We start from the raw sequence: 22,627 nt of genomic DNA on the forward strand, positions 1-22,627 counted from the left end.
CATAAGAAAAGGTATCGCCTCTTCATATAGCGATACCTTTTCTATACTCTTTATGAAATAACACCTTTAACTTCTTCATTCACTGGCCATTTTTCTAGTGTATATGCCATTTCCCAAAATGAATATTCATATTGACTACTAATAATAAAATGTTGTCTCATACGTTCACGGTCTGCCTCTGTTACTTTTTCAGCGATAGTATCTAATCGTGTGATTTGCTCTTCTACTAATGTACGGAACCAATCTGATCCATAAGCAGAAATCCACTCTTTATAAATTGGCTCTTCTGGCTGACACTCTTTTAAACGTTCACCAATTTCATAATATAGCCAATAACAAGGTAAAATAGCTGCAATAATATCCCCTAAATGACCTTCATACGCAGCACGATACATATGTGAAGTATACGCATATGCAGTTGGTGCAGGTAGGAAATTATCTTTTTCTTCTTTCGTAACGCCTAATTTTTTAGCAAAATTCTCGTGTAATGATAATTCTGCTTCATATGTATTTTGAGCATGGTGCGCCATACGAGCTGTCGTTTCTAATTCAAGAGCCTTTGCAGCTCCTAAAGTTTGTACTCTAGCAAAATGACTTAAATAATATGAATCTTGAAGTACGTAATAACGGAAACTTGCTAAATCTAACGTACCTTCACCAAGTTTTTTTACAAAAGGATGATTAAAACTTGCTTCCCAAATTGAATCTACTTCTTTACGTAATGATTGTGAAAAAGTCATTTAAATCCCTCCAATAATTTATAAAATATAAGTATTTATCCCATTTATTAAAGCTGTAAAATAAAAAAACTTTCTTTACAGGCGTAAAGAAAGTGAAATTGACAGTATTTATTCATTAAATAACAATGTCTTTCCCACTTCCCTACGCTGGCATTAACCAGATCAGGTACTAAGAGTCTCAAAATTTCATTTGATCTCAGCCTATAAAAGGCCCCCCTAGTGGATAAATATTTTATTTTCGTATTCATCATAGCACAATCTATAAAAGTGTCAAAATTAAAAACCTTCATTTTTCCTAACGTGTAATGAAGTTTGTATAATCATATCTAATAGTTCACTATATTTAATTCCCGCAGCCTCTGCACTTTTTGGCAGTAAACTTGATTGTGTCATCCCTGGTAATGTGTTAACCTCCATTACATATGGAATTCCGTCCTTCACCATCATATCAACCCTTGCATAAACACTACATTTTAATGCTTTATAACAAGCCAGTGACGCTTTATTTACACGTTCCTGTACTTCAGCTGGAAGTTCTATAACTTCTTCAACTGTACTAGCATCATCATATTTTGCATTGTAGTCAAAGAACTCAGCAGCATGTCGAATCGAGATGATAGGTAACTGTTTTCCATCAAAAATGGAACATGTAATCTCCTCACCCTTTATATACTTCTCAATTACTACTTCTGAATCCCATTCGAATACAGTTTCCAGCATTGAAATCAATTCATTTTTATCCTTGACAATCTTTACTCCAACACTGGAGCCGCCAGAGTTAGGTTTTACTACTAACGGAAATCCTAACTTCTCTAACTCTTCAAGGTTTAGATCCTCCATTTTTGTAAGTTCAATCCAATCGGGTGTTTCTACTCCTTCATAACGTAAAATCTTTTTTGAAAGATTTTTGTCCATACATATACCGCTAGATAACATATTGCTACCACTATAAGGAATACCTAAACTTTCAAGCGTCCCTTGAACAGTACCATCTTCTCCGTATTTTCCGTGTAATGCTAGCAATGCAAAATCAATGTCTTTCGCTTTTTCAATTAAATCCATTTTTTCATTTAACGTAATTGGAACTATTTCATACTTACTCTTATTTAAATGTGCAATCATTTCATTTCCAGTCATAATTGATACTTGTTTTTCAGAGGATACTCCTCCCATAATAACGCCAATTCTCATCTTCTCATCTCCAAATTTCATTTTTTAATGTATCACCAATTATTTGAATCCCGCTAACTATTTCCTTTTCTTTCAAACGTGAAAAGCCTAATCGGAAGGTATTCGCTCCCCCTCCATCAGAATAAAAAACATTTCCAGGAGAAAACGTTACACCTTTCTCATAACACTTTTGTAAAAGTGTGCGGGCATTAATTTTTTCTTCTAACTCTATAAATAAATGAAGTCCACCATCTCCAGTCATTCTTTTAAACGGAATGTACTGATTACATGCCTCAACAGCTAACTCATATTTTTTCTTATAAACAGATCTTGCTTTTTTTAAATATTTTTCAAAATATCCTTCATGTAAATATTGAAACAGTACAGCTTGATCTAACGTAGATGTATGAATCGTTCTTGCCCTTTTTACACTTTCTAAATAATGTATCAGTTCTTTATCTGCAATGATCCAACCTACACGTAAACCAGGGAAAAGTACCTTTGAAAAGCTACTAATATAAATCACATTATTACCGGCCCCTGCAAAAGTTAATAATGGCGCTAAATGTGAACCTGAATAACGTAATTCTTCATTAAATCCATCCTCTATAATAGGAATCTTATATTTTGAAAATAATCTCATCAATTCCGTTCTTTTCTCTGAACTCGTAACAATACCGGTTGGATTATGATAAGAAGGAATCAAATACGCAAAATCAAAATCTTTTTCACGTAAACTTTGTTCTACTTCATTCGTATCAATACCATCATCATTCATATTAATCCCATGAACTTCAAGTCCATGTAAGCGAAAAAGCTTCAGTGCAGCATGGTGAGTTGGATTCTCACAAATTACACGCCCTGATTTTTTCGATAAAGAAGATAGTACAATATCTAACCCTTCCGTAAATCCATTTGTGATTAGAATATCTTTGTTCGAAATATCTACACCTTTCATTTCCATGTAATGAAGTAAATAATTCATTAACGGTCTATAGCCTTTTGCATATCCGTAGTTCAATACAATATCCCCTTCAATGGACATACGAGTAAGAAAAGCTCTTTTGAAATTTTCTACATCAAATAGCTTTTCATCCGGGGCTATACTATTAAAAACAATCATTCCTTTTTCCCAGCGAACACCATGTTTCATTAAATCTAATTCATCCGCTAATGCGGTAACTGTATTGAGTTTATTTTTCCAATCTATTTCAACAGACGAAGTGTTAGAAATATCAACCTTCGCAACAAAATTTCCTTTTCCTTTAACTGCATAAATGAGTCCTTCTTGTTCTAAATCCGCATAAGCAGAGAGCACTGTATTTCTGCTCACTGATAATAATTCACTCAGTTCCCTTGTTGATGGGATTTTTTGGTTCCCTAACAAATGCCCTTTCATAATCATCTTTTTTAAATAATCTTTCAATTGAATATAAACGGGACGATCTTTTACAACTTTAAAATCCTTAAACAATTCCTAACCTCCTGCAATCATTTTTGCATATTTATTTCATTCTCAAAAGGTCCACTACATATGTATTTTTTATAAAGGGCGGTACGGTCTTATAAAGTGAAACTTTAATTAGTGAGGGGTTCATCCCCCCACTAATTATTAGGCTTCACCAATCGGGCTTTTACTGCTCACAAATAGCGGGATAAATCTTTACGATATAAGTTAATTACATCTTTTAAAGCAGCAGCTGCAGCTCCGCGTGGATTAGAAGCTCCACCAATTGTAGTAATTTGCCCCATTGTATCTGTAAAGAATGTTATTCCTTTTTCTGTTCCATTGACTTTTGCTAGCGGGTGATCTTTATCTATTTCGCACGGTTCAACATTTAGATTCACATTGCCTTCTCCATCTTTATGCGCCGATGCTATTAATTTAATAATTTTATGTTGTTCCTTAGCATTTCGAATTTGTTGTATTGTAACGTGTTCAATTCCTTGTACATATATACCTTCAAGCGTATTCTCTACTCCCATTAAACTGTTTGTCAAAAGTAACAATTTACACGCACTATCCGAACCACTTACATCTAATGTAGGATCCGTCTCGGCAATCCCTTTATTTTGCGCTTCTTTCAGCGCTTCTTCAAACGTAATATCACCTTCATACATTCTCGTTAGAATATAATTTGTCGTGCCATTTAATATTCCATCTATTTTTTCAATATTGCAACCAGCTAAACTAAATTGTCCAATATCTAAAGTCGGCAGTGCCGCGGCAGTTGCCCCACTATATCGTATTCGTACATTCGCCATTTTTGCTGCTTCATTTATTTCTCTCCAGTTTGTAACAAGTGCACCTTTAGAAATTGCAACTATATCCATATGTTTCTCAATCGCTTGTTTTATATATTTTTTTCCCGGATTTCCATCTTTAAGATTTGTAACGGTTGATTCTACCAATACAGTGCCACTTATCCCACTTGTTGCACGTTCCTCCGGATGATGTTCTAAATATTTTTCAATTGCAGCAGTACCGCCACCATACGTTAATAAATGATGAATAGATAACCCTTCCTCATTATGTATTGCAACATTTCTACCTAATACGCCACTTACCACTAAATTTATTCCATATGTTTCATTTATATATAAATATTTTTCATTTAATAATTTTATAAACTCTCTTCCTACTGTCCCATATCCAGATAATACAATTTGAATTTTCATAATATCCCCCCATATTTTTCTACCAAATCCCTCTTTCAATATAATATAAAGCGCTCTCGAATTCCATCGAGAGCGCTTTATATTATCTATTTCGGTAGACGTGATAACTTTTCTGCAATTGTTCTATAAAACTCTTGAATATTAGAAAAACCTAATGTGTCTGAAACGCTTAATCCTACCATATCGAGATGATCCCAATTTGCTTTCGTTTCGATATGATTCCATTTTCCGATTTGCAAAGACCCATTACTACTTACAACAGTATTAGACGAAGGTGCAATCATAGAATTTGTATTTACTACACCGTCATTTTGCCACCAAGAAGTATCTATTAATGGTCGGTTTTCTTCATATCTTGCATAAGATCCTAAGAAGAATGCATTCCCCATTAGCACTTTATTCATCGTTATATGTGGTAGATGCAAACCTGTTATAGGTACTGCTTGCGATGCATGTCCACTATAAGATAAGTAATATACATCCGATTGCGTCTTTACCCAATTATTTAACTCCTTTGCTCCATCAGTACTTAAATCCCATTGACTAATGTCTTTTGTATTTTCCCAAATTGAATTATTTAAAATACGATCAGTATATTGGAAAAATGACTCTCCAGCATTCTTTTTTATACCCCATTGATCCAATTTAAAATCATATAATGATAAATTATTGTTTCCATTTAAACTTGCAGCTGCAATTAGTAAATCTTTAACAAATGGTAACAGAAGACTTCCGTCCGCGAGTGTTGTACCATTGTGAGGAGTTGCTAATGTTGTAACACTATGAACATATGATTTACCACCCTCAAATAGTGGCGATATCTTTGCGTTTGGATGATTTTTCACGTAATTCTTTTCTTCATAACTTCCTTCTTTTAACAACTGCACTAAAGTTCTCGTCGTTTGTCCACCCATGCTATGCCCAACTAAATGAACTTTATTAGTTTCACTCCAATTCGGTGCAAATCCACTATAAGTTCTACCAAAACGATTATGTCCATGTTTCTCAGCATGCGCCGCTCCATAATCTACTGTTCCACCGTTAATTTGCGCATATAATTCACATGCACGATCCCAGTTACTAGATACAGGCCCAACTGCTGCAGTTTGAACTATATAACCATTTCTCTTTAAATCTTCCTGTATATCATGAACACCACCCCAATATTTAACACCTAGCATTTCCTCTCTACCCCATCCAGCAAATCCATTCACTAAAATAATAGGATAATTATTTTGTTGTCTCTCTTCTGCATAAGTTGTTTTCGCAGCGACTGAGCAAACAGTCACTAACGCAAAAAAACATATTTTTATAAATAATTTCCCCATACTTTCTCCCCCCCAATAAAACGCTTACATTTTTCTATAAAAAAATATACACATTTAGTTTTTCAACTTAAACATAATGTAAAGTATTTTATATACGATGTATATATAGAAAACATACAAAAATGTTGATAAATATTAATTCAAATAAGCATTTAGTTTTTACAATACAACTTATAAATCTTTTTATTCGAATTTACAATTTAGCATAGTTTCCTTATGTTAAATTGATTTTATAATCATAAGAAAACTAATTTCATTGCTTGAAAGGAGGAAAACAGCATGTACATCGGATTAAACATTCATACATTTTCTCAACCTTCTAAAATAACTCCATCTAATTTTGAGCATAATACTATCTCTTCTACTAAGATTGAAGATAAGAAATCCAATGCTCCAATCAAATTTGATATACGTTCATCTGAAAAAGAAATGAAACAAGCAGAGCATAAATTTAACGAATTGGATTTATGGAAGATGTTGAAAGATAAAGGTGTTCCTTTATGGATCATACTTGAAATGCTACAAAAAGTCCGTAAAGAAAAAGAAGTTCAAAATAATTCAGTTCAACATTCAAATGCGATTGAAGAAACAAGTGAGACTCGATTAAATGAAGTAATGTAATGAACGGCCTATAAACTAAAAAGAGTTCGAGGTTGATAAAGTTTCTATCAACCTCGAACTCTTTTTTAAGATTTTTCTTCAATTGTTACAAACTGAAAAGATACTTCTCCTTCCAAACCTTTAATTAGCTTTTTTGCTTTAACATTTTCATTAACTAATGTATTATCTGTCGACATTTTAGGTTTTTCATCACCTAAAGATTTTTTCAGATGAAGAAGGTGCATTTTCGTTTCATTTGCTTTTATTTCTTTATATACACCATTTTCCGCTACAATCACATACCATTGTGTTGGATAATTACGTTTGTTTCCTATCCAAGCGTCACTATTATATGTAACAGGAATCTCTTCCTCTCCTAATTCAATACTTTTTAAAGTCTTTTCGTCTTCTTGTGCAAACAATAGCGAACCATCATTTGGGAATTTTGGTAACGTATCTATAATAAAATCGGATCCATTTTCTCGTTTACGAAAAACCTTTGCTTTAATTAATGCTTGTGCTGTAGATTCATTTAAAATTAATACCTGTCCATTTCCAACTTTACCTTTTTTCACAGAAAACACTTCATTTTCTTTCGTAATTTCTTGATAACGATTAATAATTGGTGAAATTTTATTTTCATCTCCAATGATTAATAAACCGTTTGCAGGAAATGGATTTTCCTTTTTAGAGCATGCACTAAAACTTATTAAAAATAGTATTGTTAACATAAAAATAGTTAAAGTTCTTTTCATCGCGTTTCCTTTCATCATACAGTTCATTTTTTCACATACTTTTGTGTAGTCTTACAAGCTAATATACTCTATTGCTCCATAACTTTATAAAGCTTTTGTAGGTAACGCCAACGAGTGATAAAGAAGTATAAAACTTGTATACATATAAATGAAATTAAAATAACGATAGAGCTATTTATTATAGAAAAATCGACTAATTGTTGTAATGCCATATAGGCGACTACAGTATGAATCACTGCAATGATAATCGGTAAGAAGAACATTAATACTAACTGTCTCGTTACAACTCTTTTTAACTCTCGTTTACTTAATCCCATTTTCGAAATCATTTTATATTGTTGTTGATCACGGTCCAAATCAGTATATAATCGGAAATAAATAAAACTAGCAGCAAATGTAAAGAAAACGATTCCGACTAAAACACTTGCCATAAGTAATAAACCATTCTTTTGCTTTGCCTCCAACAAGTTTAATGTTAAAGCTTCAAAGTAGAAATCTCTGTCCCTAAGATCTTTATCGAATACATTCTTTAATTGATTTGAAATCTCTTTCGTTTTTATCCAATCATCTACAACAAATCCGTAAGTACGATGTTGAATATTTTCATCTTTTGGATTACTCATATGCGGAATTTCATCATACACATGATCTTGAACAGCAATATAAATACTACTAGGATCATGTGGTAAAACTAAATTTCCCACAGTTTTTTTCACACGAAATGTCTTTGTCCAATCTCCTTGAATGACTTCAATATTTTTTTTATAGTCACCATTTTTAAATTCTTGTTTTTGTGACACCCTCCCAGGGATTAGTAAAATTTCATCTTCTTTTTCAATCGTTTCTTGTTGGTACCCGAGTGCTCTCGTAAGTTCGTTATATTCACTTAATTTCAATACATTTACGTTACTTTCTGTAAATTTATTTGAAGATGAAGCCATTCGATACGGAATATTTGCATCCTCAAGATGTTTTTTTAGAATAGAGAGATGTTTATCTACCAATTTGTTGTTTTCAGAGCTTTCATACAGAAATGTATATGGGTTTGTCATCCATACTAAATTCCTATTACCAAGAGCAGCTGTTGTACCGATTGCGGTAAATGCAACTGCTGAAATAATAGATACAATGAAAAACATCGTTGCGTTATCTTTCATACGGTAAATTAATTCTGAAAATGTTAATATATTTGTTCGCTTTAAAAAGAATGATTCACTCCTTTTAGCAAGATACAATATATACACGCTACACTGTGTATATAAAAAGTACGTTCCTATAATGACTAGAAGTACACCCATTCCGAGCGTAATAAAATTAGTACTTGGGATAAAGCGAAATACTGAAATATATCCATAGCCTATACTAATTAAAGAAAGTAGCGATAATAGAATAGAAGCTTTCGGTTCAGGCTTTGGCTTTTCCTCTGCTTGAATAAGTTCCACAAGTTCCGTTACTTTTATCATTTTAAAAGTAACAAGCGAAACAATTAAAAATAAGAAAAAAAATGTGATGACTGTTAATAATACCGCCTGTACTGGTATATAAAAAGGTAAACCATTACTAATCATTAATACACTTGCGCTTATCAATAACACTAGTTTAGAAAATATGAGTCCGATGAAAATCCCTATACAAATTGACCCAAGTCCAATTAACATATTTTCAATTAATAATAATTTCTTAAGTTGCCTCATTGACATTCCTTGCATCATTAAAATGCCAAATTCTTTCTTACGTGTTTTTAAAAATGAACTTACTGAATATAAAATAAAGAAAAATGAAAATACAAAAATCAAGCCTTGCGAAATTGTAAATCCTAATGTTCCAAATGCACTTATTGTTGTACTCGTCGATTTTAATTCCCCTTGTAAATCAGGATGAAATAATAAAAGGGCATACGTAAAGAAAATCATAATAGAAAATGCACAACTTAAAAAATGGGCAGCGTATGTACGCTTATTACGAAAAATATTATTAAATGCGAACTGACGAAAAGTCATGCCTTTTCCCTCCTAACAAAGAAAGGACATCCATAATCTTTTGATAAAAAGTTTGCCTACTTTCACCGCAATAAATTTCGTTATATAGTTGACCATCTTTAATAAATATAACTCTACTGCAAAAGCTCGCTGCATACGGATCATGTGTAACTAACATCATCGTTGCCTTTTCTTCTTTATTAAGGGTATCTAGCATCTCCATTACATCATTTGAAGATTTAGAGTCTAAATTCCCTGTAGGTTCATCTGCAAGTAATAATTGCGGCTTATGAACGATCGCGCGAGCAATTGCTGTTCTTTGAGCTTGTCCCCCTGATATTTCAAACGTTCTTTTACTCAATATATCTGTAATGTTTAATTTCTCTGCAATTTCTTCCACTCGTTTGTTCATTTCTTGTACAGAAACACCATCTAATGTCATTGGCAATACGATGTTTTCTTTTACTGTAAGTGTGCTAAGAAGATTAAATGATTGAAAAACAAATCCTAATTTTTTTCTACGGAATAAAGCTAAATCTTCTGATGTCAACTGGAAAGGATTTGTACCATTTATTAATATTTCTCCCGATGTTGGTGAATCAATAGTAGATACCATATTTAATAATGTTGTTTTCCCACTACCTGATGGCCCCATAATTCCTACAAATTCACCTTCTTGAATTGATAAATCAATATCTACTAATGCTTTAAAAGGTATTTTCCCTTTATATACTTTACTAATACTTTTTGCATGTAAAATTTCCATTTATATTCTCCCTTCATTTGCACTGCTTACTATAAAGTGTAAATGAATTGTTTTATAGCTCATATTGATTCATCTTTCATTTATCTTACACGCTTGTAAGATTTCTAAAAAAACAGATAATAAATCCACTTTCAAACTATAATCGATGTATATCTATCTTATAATATTTGTATAGTGGTATGAAATACAATGCTTCTTATTTCTAGTCGCTGAAACAACTTGTATTCTTTATTAGCAACATGCAATATATTATAAAGAATAACTATACAACTTCAAAACAATGAATAACAACTTATACTTCACCAGTAAAATCAAAAAGTAAATAGCACGTAAAAAAGCTCAGAGTTTTAACTCTAAGCTTTTTTACAATTTCATTGCATTATAGCTCCCTTTAAAGAGCAATATTTTTTATCCACTCTGATTTACTCAATAGATAATGATTATATAGTTGGTTTTCTATCATCTGTTGGCTCATATAAGTAAACCCGCATTTTTCAATAACTTTATTTGACGGTACGTTGTTAATTAAAGCAATTGCGTTAAGGACATCTACATTTGTATTTTTAAACAAATAATCAATTAACCCTTTAGTCACTTTCGTAGCGTAACCATTATTTTGATACTCGCTTGAAATAGCATACATAATTTCTCTATTCGGTAATGGAAGTTCTTCTTTAATACCTGTACAGCACCATCCAATAAATTCATTTGTATCTTTTATAAATACTCCCAGTTTTAAAAAATGACCGTCTATGTTTGATGAATTTGTAGCAGCATCAAGAAATACTTTATTTTCTGGTATTTCATAATTTGTAACCCAATTTACCCGTTGTTCTTTTGTTGATTTCCAGTCTGGCAAAAACTTTTCTATTTCCGGTTGATTCGATATTTTATAAATACTCTCCGCATCTTTGATGGGAAATTCTTGTAAGTATATATCACCACAATCTATTCTAAATAACTTAGTCAAATTTTCTTCTCCCATGATAATCCCCCTTAATCCCGTGTAAAATTCAATTGTTATAGCTACCTCCTAGCTAGAGTGAGGTAGCTATAACTTTATTAAAGTGCCTTAATCTGCTTCGTAAGTTCTATAAATCGTTCGTCAAGTTCTTTATATCCCTTGTCCTTAGAAGTTAAAAAGCTTAATTTACCTAATACTTCTTGTCTCTCTGTTTCTAACGTTAAACGTAGCTCTTCAATTTCATCTCTTGTTTTAGTAGGTTCTTCTAGCTGCTTTTGTATCGTATTGTTTAAAAACACGAGTTTTGTGTTAGTTGTTTTCTCTAGAAAATATCGATCGTGGGAAACGATAACGAGTGTTCCGTTGTACTCAGCTAATGTATTTTCAAGTTGTTCACGTGAAGGAAGATCAAGGTGATTCGTAGGTTCATCTAGAATAAGTACATCTTTTTCATCCAAAATATAAGCCATTAGCTTACATTTTACTCGTTCACCCATACTCATATGCTGAATCGGCTCTTTCCATTGAGAAGCTTGGAACCCTAAATGTTTCATTAAATTTTGTACTTTTCCTCTTTCTTCAAACGTCTCTTTAAAAAATAAATTTTCTGGTGTTTTATCAAGCGGTAAATCAAAAACTTCTTGTGTTAAATAACCGATGTTTGCAGATGGTGAAATCCATACTTCTCCTTGCACAGTTTCCGTTCCCATAATCATCTTCAATAAAGTTGTTTTCCCGCTACCATTCGGCCCAATAATCGCAACCTTCTCACCGTGCTGAATTGTAAAATTAACGTTTTCAAATAATGTCCGATTGTTAAATTCTTTCCGCAATTGTTTTACTTCTAAGAAACGTTTTCCTACTTTTTTACTCGCTTGAATAGAGAATTCAACTGAATACTCCTCTTTCACACGTTCTACTTTCGTTTTCTCCAGCTCTTTTTCGAGACGTTTTCGTTTTGACTTCACTTGTGCATCCATTCGCTTCGCCTTTACACGATAGAATTCTTTCACTCCTTCTTGTTTTGTAGACTGCGCATGTGCCTTTTGTGACCATGAACTTAATTCTTTTATATGAGTTTCTACTTGTTCTATCTTTTTTTGTTGTTTTTCATATTCACGCTGCTGCGTCATTCTTTTATGCTCACGAGCTTTCATATAACTCGTATAATTCCCGCTATGGTCAATTAATTTCTTATCCTCAATTGACCATATTCTTGTTGCGACAACATCTAAAAAATATCGATCATGCGATACGACGATAACTGTACCTCTCATATTTTTGATTTGTTTAATGAGAAATTCCGTACTCATCTCATCTAAATGATTTGTCGGTTCGTCTAATATTAATACATTAGGATTTCCAGCAAATCCTTTTGCTAATCGAACTTTTAGCTTTTCACCACCACTTAAAGTTAGAAAATCGTTCGTTGGCACGCCCCATTTTGCAAGAAGCTCGGCTTCTTTTGCAATCATATCCTTACTAACAAAAGATTCTTTTTCTTGTTCAACATATGCTGTTGTCATATTCATTTGCATCCATTCAACAGTACCTTTTGATGGTTCAATCTTCCCATTTATTAATTGAAGTAACGTTGATTTACCAGCCCCGTTTTTACCAATTAATCCGATAATATCCCCTTGTCTTACTGTCACATTCATTTTCTCTAACAAAGTATTTTCCTTTATTTCAACATAAACATCATTTAATTTTAATAGTTCTTTCATAATACCGATCCCTTTCATTAAGGGAGAATAAAAAAATCCTCCCAAATAAATTTGGCAGGATTAGTCGTTAAAATATTTATACCCAAATAAGCTATTGCGCAACATAAATAGCAATACCGTTGTATGGAAATTGGGCAGACTAATCCTATTTTTTAGAAATTGAAATTTATTTCATTTCAACATTTAAAAATAAGATTAGTTAATCATCGTCCACCCATCATTCCTTTCCGTCGTTAGTAACCATATTGTACCATGATAGTACTGTATGAGTAAATGCAATTATATGTGCTATTATAATGATTGCTTTCTTCTAGGTCTATTTATCATTTCTTAACTTCATATGAAACAAGCATACATTACACTTGTTGTACTACTCCTTTAAATTTCTCTAATAATAAACTTCTACGCACTACCTCTTATATAATTTTTATATAAATTTATGATTAATTTTATATTATACATACTACATTTCAGTTCTTATAATAAAGTTATCATTTTTAAGGAGGGATTCTACAATGGAATTTAGCAAACTCGGAAACAGTGGATTAACAGTAAGTAAGATTGCATATGGAAACTGGATAAACCATGGTGGAAAAGTAAATGAAAATACTGCAAATGATTGTGTGAACGCCGCACTAGATGTCGGTATTACAACCTTCGATACTGCTGATGTTTATTCGGACACTATTGCCGAGGAAGTACTTGGTCGCTCTTTGAAAGGAATACGCCGAGAAAGTATAGAACTTTGTACAAAAGTATGCCATCCGACCGGACCTGGAAAAAATGATCGAGGTTTATCACGAAAACATATTATAGAAAATTGTAATGCATCGTTACAACGGCTACATACAGACTACATTGATGTCTATTATGCACATCGATTCGATACAACAACTCCTCTTGAAGAAACAATGTTAGCTTTCTCAGATCTTGTAAGACAAGGTAAAGTCCTTTATTTAGGTATAAGTGAATGGACATCGGAGCAAATCACACGCGGTGCAGCACTTGCCCGAGAATTGAACATTCCTCTTATTGCTAGCCAGCCTCAATATTCGATGTTGTGGCGAGTGATCGAAACAGACATAATACCTACATGTCAACGTGAAGGACTTGGTCAAGTTGTTTGGTCTCCCCTCGCACAAGGTATTCTCACTGGAAAATATCAACCAGGTAAACCAATCCCTGCCCAATCACGTGCTAACTCGGATGCTGGAAAACCGTTTTTTGACAAACTGGTGCAACGTTGGATGAGTGATGATGTGCTTACTGCTATCCAGAAACTTAACCCTATTGCACAAGAAATTAACCTTACCCTATCTCAACTCGCAATTGCTTGGGTGTTACAAAATCCAGCTGTTTCTTCTGCAATTATTGGTGCTTCAAATCCGGAACAAATAAGAGAAAACGTAGTTGCTACTAGTGTTAAATTGCAACCTGAAATTATGAATCAGATTGATAGTGTATTAAAAGGTTTCGCTGAGTATGATCCTAGCAAAACAGGTTGAACCATGAGTAAGTTTTACCTATAAATAAACACCCTTTCCCAACTTCCCACAGCCCATCCTATAAAGATGGGCCTTTACTTTTCAAATTCAAGTTGTGAAGTCTTATAAATCTCTCTAACAACTGCTAAGAAGTTCTCGAGAACGACAGACTTTTCATCTTGTCTCCATCCAGCGTATAAGTTTATCTCCGGTGTATGTTCCTGAATGTCTTTATACATGACTCCCGATTTTTTATAACTTTCCACCGATGATGGAACGACAGAAATCCCCATTCCTGCTGCAACTAAATTAACAATCGTCTGCATTTGAATTGCTTCTTGAACAATATTTAAACTTACTCCATGTTCCCAAAAGTAACTAATAATTAAATCATAAAAGTTAGTACCGAAATGACGAGGAAATAAAACAAATGGTTCATCTACTAGTTCTTTAATAGAAATATTAGGTAACGAAATTAATGGGTGGTCTTCATGTAAAACCAATTTTAAACGTTCTTTAGAACAAACTTCAGAAGACAATATTTCATTATTCTGCTTAGAACGAATAAATCCAATATGAATTTGTTTTTCATAGAGTGCTTTTATTTGCTGGTCTGTTGTCATCTCGCGTAATATAAGCTGAATGTTAGGAAACCGTTCTCGAAATGTTTTTAATATGTTTATAACCGTTTCTGTAGAATCGACAAAACCGATGATTAAATGCCCGATTTTTCCTTCCTCTACAAGCTGAGTTTCTTTAATCGTTCTTTCTACTTGAAGTAGCGTTTGTCGCGCACCTTCTAAAAATATTTTCCCAGCATCGGTAAGCTCAACCATTCTCTTTGTTCGATGAAAAAGTTGGACCCCTAATTCATCTTCTAATTTGCGAATTTCTTGGCTTAAAGGAGGTTGCGCCATCATAAGACGTTCTGCTGCACGACTAAAGTTTAATTCTTCTGCTACTGTTATGAAATATCTCATTTTACGAATATCTATTTCAATACACTCCTTTCATTAACAAGTAATAAAAGACTCTCTTTTATCTTTAACGGTATCGCTTTGCTTCTCTTATGTAAATAATCTTTCATTCTGGAAATTTATCAATGGTACAAAATAAGGCTAAAAAACTTTAAATATAAGTTTTTTAGCCTTAATCACTTTTACACATTACAAAATTTAATTCGTACAACGGTACCTTTACCAACTTCTGAATGGATCTCTACATTATGTCCTAATTGTTTTGTAATCTCATATACAAGATATAGTCCCATCCCCGTTGACTCTTTAAAATCTCTACCATTTTCTCCTGTAAAGAAAGGTTTAAACACTCTTGGTAAATCTTGCTTCGGTATCCCTACGCCACTATCGGCAATTTCAAGTACAATATTATTACCTTCCTTACAAGCTTTCACTTTAATCTTTTCTCTACTACCTGATGAGTATTTAATTGCATTCGATATAATTTGTCCAATTAAAAATTGTAACCATTTCGCATCACTTTCTACAGTAATACCCTTATCAATTTCAAGCTCTGGATATACGAAATTCCGGATAAAAAAGCGTTTGTGTTCATGTACAGAATCATTCACTATTTTATGTAGTTGTACTCTTTCTACATAAAAATCTTGTGTAAATGCCTCTAAACGTGCGACATACAGTGCCATCTCTAACCCCTTTTTCAGCCTATCTGTTTCCTCATTAATACTTTCAAAGCGCGGATCCGCTTCATCTTGTGTAATTAATTCTATTACAGATAAAGGTGTTTTCATTTGATGAATCCACTGATTCATAAATGTTAAATGATCATTATTTTTTCTCTCTTGTAACTGGAGCTGATTTTGATAATGTCGATATTGTACTTCGAGCAAATCTTGGAGAGCAGTAGATAAAACTGCAAAATCAGATTTTTGAACAGATTCATCCAAAGATTGCAACGGATTTGCTAAACGCTCATAAAAAGATCGATGTGTAAAATAACGAAATACTAAATAACTTACCATAAAAAAAGCACCTAAAAACATTGCATATAATGCCGTTGAAATATGATTATGCCCATCAAACCAATAAACTAAGAATACGGCTAATAGTTGGATCGCAGTAAAACAAATAAGGGGTATATGATCACGTATAAACAACCTTATCATTTTTCCATACCAGTATCCCAAGTAATATGCAATCTATATCCAACACTACGAATTGTTTCAATTGCTCCTTCAATTTGTAACGTTTTTAACTTTTTACGCACACGTGTTGTATTTACACTTAATGTATTATCATCTACATAGGATTCACTATCCCATAATTTATTTAATAATACTTCCCTACTCACAACACGCGGATAGTTTTTCATTAACATCTCTAATAAAATGGCTTCGTTTCTCGTTATATCAATCTCTTGATTCCTAAGTTTTAATACAAGTCTTTCGGGATATAAACTAAGACCTTGTTGCTCAACCATTCGTTCTTCTAATTTCGGTGCATAGTCTCCATAAGCACGTCTTAAATGACTACGAATTTTCGCCATTACAACTTCATAATGAAACGGCTTCGGAATAAAATCATCGCCACCATTTTCTAACGCCATAACTTGATCCATCGTACCTTCACGGGCCGAAATAAATAAAATCGGACATGTAGAAACCCCGCGAATTTGACGACACCAATAGTAACCATCAAAACTTGGTAAATTAATATCTAATAAAACTAACTCTGGTTGTTCTTCTAAAAAAATGTCTAATACATTTTGAAAATCTGATACAATAATTCCTTCATAACCGTATTTCGCAACATATGTTGATAAAAGCTCCGCAATTTTCATATCATCTTCTACAATCATAATTTTGACCATTTCTGAACTCCTTTTTGATCCACAATATCAAATATACTTATATAAATACTACCTCTTTTCACAAAATCCGTAAAATAGAAAAAGGATACTTTTGTATAGGAGTATCCTTTTTCTATTTTTTCTTATTTAATATGAAATTCACTTAGAGAAAATCCTAACTTCTCCACATATTCTCTTCCTAGTTCCATCCGCGCCGTTTTTAGTGGATCCACAACTTGGCAAACTTTTAAATTACCTGCTGCTGATAATAAAAGAGTTGCATCAGCTTTAGACATTTCTAATTCTTCATGTAAAAATGTTACCATATTACGTACGGCGCGATTAGCTGCATCATCTAACAATTTCTCTGAAGCAATCGTCATTATTTTTCCTTTTTGAATAGCCATTGGTAGAGGCCATTGCTTTCCTTTTATAGTTTGAACAGTTACAGTTACCTCACCAGCAACTTCAACCCCGCTAACACCAATTTCACCATCACCCATCGCTGCGTGTAAATCACCTAATGCTAAAAGAGCACCAGGAACATTTACAGGTAATAATAACGTTGTCCCTTCCTTTATCTCTTTACAGTCCATATTCCCACCGTGATCATGCGGTGTACCACATGAAATACTCTCTTCTTTCGGCGCAGTACCAATTACCCCGATCATTGGATTAATCGGGATTTGTAGTTCACTTGAAAACACAACATATTCATTATGTATTGAGACGACTTTCACTGTATTTTCATTTAACTCATCACCCATTACACCAAGATTCGCACCTGTAGTTAAAACGCCCTGCTCTGCAATTTTAATCTTTTCAATCGTTACAACTAATATATCACCAGGTTCGGCCCCTTTAATATATACTGGACCAGTCGCTGGATTAATCCGGTTCCAATCTAATTCTTGAAATACAACATCTTCGGAATCAATTTGATTTTCAAAGCAATCATATGTTTCAAATACAAGGCGACTCCCAATTTCTACTTCCATACATGGTTTATTTTCTGGTGACATTGCGTAAATGCTATGTTCTTTATGAATTCGATACATATTATCTCTCTCCTTTTATATTGGTCTACAATTACTAATTAGCTTTTTTCATAAAAGCTCCTTTTAATAATTAATGAATTTACATATAGAAAAGCACTTAGCTTATTTTCATACATACACTCTTTACTATAACAGGTAAAGAAAGGTGGTATTACAATGCCCCTTATTCCATACAACGAAAGTGACGTTGATTTACTAGCACGTTTAATCCGTGCTGAAGCTGAGGGCGAAGGACGACAAGGTGAACAACTTGTTGGCTGCGTTGTCGTAAATCGTGTGTTTTGTGATTGTTTAGATTTTAAAGAGCTTCGATCTGTGCGTGATGCAGTATATCAAAGCCCTGGCGGATTCGAAGCAGTTCAATACGGTTACTTTTATCAACGTGCCCGTGAATCAGAAAAAGAAATCGCAAGAAAAGTTTTACAAGGTGAATGGCGCTGGCCAGCACGATGGGCTCTTTGGTATTTTCGTCCAGTTGGAGCTTGTCCACCCGAATGGTATAATCAGCCGTTTGCAGGGCAATTTAAAAGCCATTGCTTTTACGAACCAAGTGGTGATGAATGTCCAAAAATGTATTCAAGATAGTAAAAATTAAGCAACGCAAGTACTTATTCTATTGAGTACTTGCATCGCTTTTAACTATATTTTAGAAATCTAATAATGTGACGAATTTTCTTGCGCCTACCACATGTATTAATAACGGTATACGTGGACCACTTGATTGGTTCATAACGAGCCTATATATAATGGTAAATAATTGTTTTTGATTTTCTTTCATTATCTTTTTATTTTCATGATGACAAATCGAATACAATTGTTCCATTAAGTTAGAGTAATCGTTATTAGAACGAAGTATTTTGCAAACTTCTACTAGCCATTCTTTCTGCCTGTCATCTAATGTGTTGTAAAACTCTATATTTCTCTCTTGATTTACTGTAATTAATTTTTTAGATTGAAAGTTTCTAATCCAATACTCCACCCGATTACTTATTGCAATCATTTCAGGTAATGCATAACTTCTATCTGTTTTTTCTAATATACCTTGTAAAATAGATGAATCAAAATGTAATAATGGTAACGTTCCTGCTACTTGATTAAACTTTGGATACTCTTTAAATCGGCTATCAAGTCTAGAAAGTTTAATTGCATCAAATAAATCTTCATTTTTGAGTGTTTTATTTTCATAACTGTCCTTCAATCTCTCATACTCTGTATAATTGCGAATCACATCTTCATCAAGTCCAATATGAAAAGCTGCATCAGGCTTATATTTTGCAAACATAAAAAGAATTACTTCTGGTACATACACTTTTAATAAGTCGCTAGGTATAATACTATTCCCTGAAGAACTAGACATTTTTTCATGATTACCTTTAATACCAATGAAATCATAAGCAATGTAATGAGGCGCTTCACGATTAAATATTTCCCTTGCAATTTCTTTTGATACATTGTAACTACCTGTTTCCGATGAATGATCTCTTCCGCCCGGTTCGAAAATAACATCCTCTATCATCCATCTCATCGGCCAATCGATTTTCCAATTCAGTTTCATTTTATTTGTATTTAATACTGATAATTCATTTTGATTTCTACATACACATTTATACTGAACTGTTTTTAATACTTCATCAAAATGTGTAATAGTTGTTGCATCTTTCCCGCAGCTCTCACAATATAACGTAACGGGATAAAAGTTTTCTCTATCTTCTTCTCGATGTATTCCTGTTTTAAAGCCCATTAAAATATCATATATTTCTTTTCTTTTATACAAAGACTCTATTATGTTTTCATTATACCTTCCGCTTCTATATTCAGCATGTTGATAAATAAATTCTACTTCAATTCCAAATGCTTGAAGCGATTTTTCAAACTCTTTTTCAAAATGCTCTGCGTACGAATTATGACACCCATACGGATCAGGAATATCACAGTATGGCATACCAATATATTTTGCAAAAGAAGGATCAATATTTTTGGGAACTTTTCTAAACCTGTCATAATCATCCCATGAAAATATAAAACGAGTCTTTTTCCCTAAATCTTGAAGCGCCCTTACAACAAAATAAGTCGTTACTATTTCACGAAAGTTACCAATATGAACCGAACCAGATGGACTAATTCCAGATGCGCAAACAAAAGTTTCTTTGTTGGGATGTTTTCTAATTAATTTATGTGCCACTTCATACGCCCAATGCATATACTCACCTCAATTGTATTTTTGTTTTCACATTTTCAGTTTTATACAATAAAAAAACTCCCACCCCCAAGATTATTAATCTTGAGGACGAGAGTTATTAGCTTCGCGGTACCACCTCAGTTTGTTAATACGTCACCATATTAACCTTTTCAGGTACGGCAAAATATGCTTATACCCTATCTCTATAACGGGAGAACCCGTCGCACCATCCCTAAACAAATTAGTTCCTTGCGCAGCTCCAAGTCTTTTTTCGTTAAGATGTTTAACCGCTCTTTCTCAGCTACCAGAGCTCTCTGTATGTATTCATTCTTAACTACTCTTCTCTTCAATGCTATTTTGAATATTAGTTTTTACATATGATAATTTATAACGAATACATTGTCAAATTTTTCTGAACGAAAACAAATAGCATATAACTATCTAAAAAAATGTTTTATCGCTTCCAGTTGAATTTTATGACTACATTCATCACAACAATATTTCCCCTCCGGATTTCTCTTGAATTCCCTATATTTTCCGCTTCCTTCGTATACGCGAAATACATTTTTACATGAAAAACAGACAATTTCATAAAACATCATATGCATTTCCCTCCCCATGGCTATACGCTATTTTCGAATTACGTGATAAGGCCCTCTTTTCTTACACTGGAAATCTTAATTTTATTTCAGTGAAAGGTTTACCTCTCTTCTTATCGAACTTTATATATAGCTTTAATGAATAGAGGTGAAACATATTGCTCAGAAATATAGAATTAGTCGTTGATGCTAAGGCGAATTTAGGGGAAGGTCCTTGCTGGGATGAGAAGAAACAATTATTATACTGGGTTGATATTATCGAGAAAAAATTATGTCTTTATAATCCTGTTAAAAAAACAAACCGAGCGATCACTCTCGACCAACAAATCGGTTGTGTTGTTCCATATACGAACGATGAAGTTTTAGTAGCAATGGAACAAGGCTTTTATTCTCTTAATCTTGACACAAAAATACTTACACATATTTATGACCCTGAACCAGATTTATTAGAAAATCGCTTTAACGATGGAAAATGCGATCCAGCTGGCCGCTTTTGGGCGGGCACTACAGACTTATACGGTATTAATGCTGCTGGTTCCTTGTATTGTTTAAACAATAATTTCAACGTAGATAAAAAAGTTGCACATGTAAATACGTCAAATGGTATAGCTTGGTCCCCTGATCATACATTTCTTTATTTCATTGATACACCTACAAAAAAAGTAGTCCGTTTTCATTATGATATACATACTGGTGTAATTAGCAATCCAACAGATGTTATCATCTTCCCTGAAAATGAAGGTATACCCGATGGCATGACAATTGATGTAGAAGGTTGTTTATGGATTGCACATTGGGGAGGCTCGAAGATTACTAGATGGAATCCCTTTACTGGAAAACAGATTTTAAGTATTCCGATTCCTGCTTTATATGTAACGTCGTGTACATTTGGAGGACCTAATTTGACCGATTTATATATCACAACAGCCCGAACAAGAATGACGGATGCGGAATTAAAACAGTACCCACATGCTGGTGGTATATTTCGAATTCAAATGAATGTTAAAGGTTGTCCAACCTATTCATTTCGCCATGAAACTATTGGAGCTGAAACACTATGAACAGAATCGATTACATAAGACAAGAAGAGAAAAAATATCACGATCTTTGCTATGAACAATACAAATTATTCGAAGCAGGATCTTGGCTGTATAAACCTGTTAAAACAGTTATGGACATGCTGAACTATTTTGAAGGACAGAAAGACCTACAAATACTTGACCTTGGCTCTGGTGTCGGTAGAAACAGTATTCCGATTGCACAAAAATTCACGAATAATGGCGGCACTGTTACTTGTGTTGATCTACTCGAAACGGCTTTAATGAAGTTACAAGTTTATAGCAAAGAATATGGTGTATTTGAATACATAAAAACGGAACATTCAGCAATTGAAAACTACTATATTGCCTCTAATACTTATAATTACATCATTGCCGTATCAAGTTTAGAGCATGTCAGATCAATAGAAGATTTTAAAAAAGTGCTTCACTCTATGAAAAATGGAACAAAGAGTGGTGGTATCAACTGTTTAATAGTCAACTCTAACATTCAAGAAATTGACTTGGAAACGAATCAAGAATTAGATGCTTTAGTTGAAATTAATCTTTCTACTGAAGAAATGATACTTGTACTAAAAAGCGTTTATACTGAATGGCAAGAAGTAAAAATTGAAATTAAAAGTTTATCGTATGATATTGTACGTAACGGAAAACACATTAAATTAAAAACGAATGCGATTACTTATGTCGTTCAAAAAATGTAGTATATGCGAGT

21 protein-coding genes, 1 riboswitch and 1 other annotated feature are annotated in these 22,627 nt (G+C 33.3%); of the genes, 5 read left to right on the forward strand and 16 right to left on the reverse strand.

Translation table 11 applies throughout. The annotated features are described in order from the left end of the window. Positions 1–50: 50 nt before the first annotated feature. The 5 genes from tenA to LUS72_RS13455 form a co-directional block, all read right to left on the reverse strand. Positions 51–740 (reverse strand): thiaminase II, encoded by a 690-nt coding sequence (tenA, locus tag LUS72_RS13435; RefSeq protein WP_097829330.1) that lies wholly within the window; start codon positions 738–740, stop codon positions 51–53. A gap of 122 nt (positions 741–862) precedes the next feature. Continuing rightward, positions 863–968: riboswitch (TPP riboswitch) on the reverse strand. Positions 969–1,016: 48 nt separating this feature from the next. Next, positions 1,017–1,931: a D-alanine--D-alanine ligase gene (locus tag LUS72_RS13440; RefSeq protein ID WP_097829496.1), complete on the reverse strand. Its 915-nt coding sequence runs from the start codon at positions 1,929–1,931 to the stop codon at positions 1,017–1,019. A gap of 4 nt (positions 1,932–1,935) precedes the next feature. Beyond that, the gene (locus LUS72_RS13445) at positions 1,936–3,384 is read right to left on the reverse strand and encodes a MocR-like pyridoxine biosynthesis transcription factor PdxR (protein WP_097829331.1); all 1,449 of its coding nucleotides are present in this window, start codon (positions 3,382–3,384) and stop codon (positions 1,936–1,938) included. Positions 3,385–3,551: 167 nt separating this feature from the next. After that, positions 3,552–4,589, reverse strand: coding sequence for a homoserine dehydrogenase (locus LUS72_RS13450; RefSeq protein ID WP_097829332.1), 1,038 nt, complete (start codon positions 4,587–4,589; stop codon positions 3,552–3,554). 86 nt (positions 4,590–4,675) lie between these two features. Then, on the reverse strand, positions 4,676–5,917 hold the full coding sequence (locus LUS72_RS13455; protein ID WP_097829333.1) for an esterase/lipase family protein: 1,242 nt from the start codon (positions 5,915–5,917) through the stop codon (positions 4,676–4,678). Positions 5,918–6,196: 279 nt separating this feature from the next. Here LUS72_RS13455 and LUS72_RS13460 point away from each other — a divergent pair, with 279 nt between their 5' ends. Beyond that, complete coding sequence (locus LUS72_RS13460; RefSeq protein ID WP_097829334.1) at positions 6,197–6,538, forward strand: DUF3914 domain-containing protein; 342 nt, start codon at positions 6,197–6,199, stop codon at positions 6,536–6,538. Positions 6,539–6,603: 65 nt separating this feature from the next. Here LUS72_RS13460 and LUS72_RS13465 read toward each other — a convergent pair whose 3' ends face one another. The 5 genes from LUS72_RS13465 to abc-f all read right to left on the reverse strand — a co-directional run bounded on the left by LUS72_RS13465 (position 6,604) and on the right by abc-f (position 12,708). Next, positions 6,604–7,272: a lipoprotein BA_5634 family protein gene (locus LUS72_RS13465; RefSeq protein ID WP_097829497.1), complete on the reverse strand. Its 669-nt coding sequence runs from the start codon at positions 7,270–7,272 to the stop codon at positions 6,604–6,606. A gap of 68 nt (positions 7,273–7,340) precedes the next feature. After that, on the reverse strand, positions 7,341–9,272 hold the full coding sequence (locus tag LUS72_RS13470) for an ABC transporter permease (protein WP_264449042.1): 1,932 nt from the start codon (positions 9,270–9,272) through the stop codon (positions 7,341–7,343). Further along, a complete protein-coding gene (locus LUS72_RS13475) occupies positions 9,247–10,017 on the reverse strand; it encodes an ABC transporter ATP-binding protein (RefSeq protein WP_097829336.1) in 771 nt (256 codons plus the stop codon). The genes LUS72_RS13470 and LUS72_RS13475 overlap by 26 nt, the downstream gene beginning before the upstream one ends. A gap of 391 nt (positions 10,018–10,408) precedes the next feature. Then, complete coding sequence (locus LUS72_RS13480) at positions 10,409–11,002, reverse strand: GNAT family N-acetyltransferase (protein ID WP_264446416.1); 594 nt, start codon at positions 11,000–11,002, stop codon at positions 10,409–10,411. Between the two features lie 77 nt (positions 11,003–11,079). Next, a complete protein-coding gene (gene abc-f, locus LUS72_RS13485) occupies positions 11,080–12,708 on the reverse strand; it encodes a ribosomal protection-like ABC-F family protein (protein ID WP_097829498.1) in 1,629 nt (542 codons plus the stop codon). A 515-nt stretch (positions 12,709–13,223) separates the two neighbouring features. Here abc-f and LUS72_RS13490 point away from each other — a divergent pair. Beyond that, positions 13,224–14,213, forward strand: a complete 990-nt coding sequence (locus tag LUS72_RS13490) for an aldo/keto reductase family protein (protein ID WP_097829338.1) — start codon at positions 13,224–13,226, stop codon at positions 14,211–14,213. 74 nt (positions 14,214–14,287) lie between these two features. Here the strand turns inward: LUS72_RS13490 and LUS72_RS13495 are convergent, their stop codons facing one another. From LUS72_RS13495 to LUS72_RS13510, 4 genes are all read right to left on the reverse strand, one after another. Further along, complete coding sequence (locus LUS72_RS13495; protein WP_097829339.1) at positions 14,288–15,187, reverse strand: LysR family transcriptional regulator; 900 nt, start codon at positions 15,185–15,187, stop codon at positions 14,288–14,290. A 164-nt stretch (positions 15,188–15,351) separates the two neighbouring features. Next, positions 15,352–16,335 carry a sensor histidine kinase gene (locus LUS72_RS13500; protein ID WP_097829340.1) on the reverse strand — a complete coding sequence of 328 codons (984 nt, stop codon included), beginning with the start codon at positions 16,333–16,335 and terminating at the stop codon, positions 15,352–15,354. Next, positions 16,332–17,039, reverse strand: a complete 708-nt coding sequence (locus LUS72_RS13505; protein WP_097829341.1) for a response regulator transcription factor — start codon at positions 17,037–17,039, stop codon at positions 16,332–16,334. Before LUS72_RS13505 ends, LUS72_RS13500 begins: the two co-directional genes overlap by 4 nt. A 122-nt stretch (positions 17,040–17,161) precedes the next feature. Continuing rightward, a complete protein-coding gene (locus LUS72_RS13510) occupies positions 17,162–18,076 on the reverse strand; it encodes an acetamidase/formamidase family protein (protein ID WP_097829342.1) in 915 nt (304 codons plus the stop codon). A 156-nt stretch (positions 18,077–18,232) separates the two neighbouring features. On the opposite strand from LUS72_RS13510, the gene LUS72_RS13515 reads away from it, so the two are divergent. After that, on the forward strand, positions 18,233–18,661 hold the full coding sequence (locus tag LUS72_RS13515; protein ID WP_078203319.1) for a cell wall hydrolase: 429 nt from the start codon (positions 18,233–18,235) through the stop codon (positions 18,659–18,661). Between the two features lie 61 nt (positions 18,662–18,722). Here LUS72_RS13515 and lysS read toward each other — a convergent pair whose 3' ends face one another. Both lysS and LUS72_RS13525 read right to left on the reverse strand, forming a co-directional pair. Then, positions 18,723–20,276 carry a lysine--tRNA ligase gene (gene lysS, locus LUS72_RS13520; protein WP_097829343.1) on the reverse strand — a complete coding sequence of 518 codons (1,554 nt, stop codon included), beginning with the start codon at positions 20,274–20,276 and terminating at the stop codon, positions 18,723–18,725. Between the two features lie 80 nt (positions 20,277–20,356). Further along, positions 20,357–20,614 (reverse strand) — a binding site (T-box leader). Between the two features lie 78 nt (positions 20,615–20,692). After that, positions 20,693–20,863, reverse strand: a complete 171-nt coding sequence (locus tag LUS72_RS13525; protein ID WP_141533391.1) for a DUF2197 domain-containing protein — start codon at positions 20,861–20,863, stop codon at positions 20,693–20,695. A gap of 149 nt (positions 20,864–21,012) precedes the next feature. Between LUS72_RS13525 and LUS72_RS13530 the strand changes: the two genes are divergently transcribed. Both LUS72_RS13530 and LUS72_RS13535 read left to right on the forward strand, forming a co-directional pair. After that, a complete protein-coding gene (locus LUS72_RS13530; protein ID WP_071746117.1) occupies positions 21,013–21,915 on the forward strand; it encodes an SMP-30/gluconolactonase/LRE family protein in 903 nt (300 codons plus the stop codon). After that, positions 21,912–22,616: a class I SAM-dependent methyltransferase gene (locus tag LUS72_RS13535; protein ID WP_264446433.1), complete on the forward strand. Its 705-nt coding sequence runs from the start codon at positions 21,912–21,914 to the stop codon at positions 22,614–22,616. Before LUS72_RS13530 ends, LUS72_RS13535 begins: the two co-directional genes overlap by 4 nt. Positions 22,617–22,627: the final 11 nt, after the last annotated feature.

The organism is Bacillus cereus, from assembly GCF_025917685.1.
Lineage (GTDB): Bacteria > Bacillota > Bacilli > Bacillales > Bacillaceae_G > Bacillus_A > Bacillus_A cereus_AT.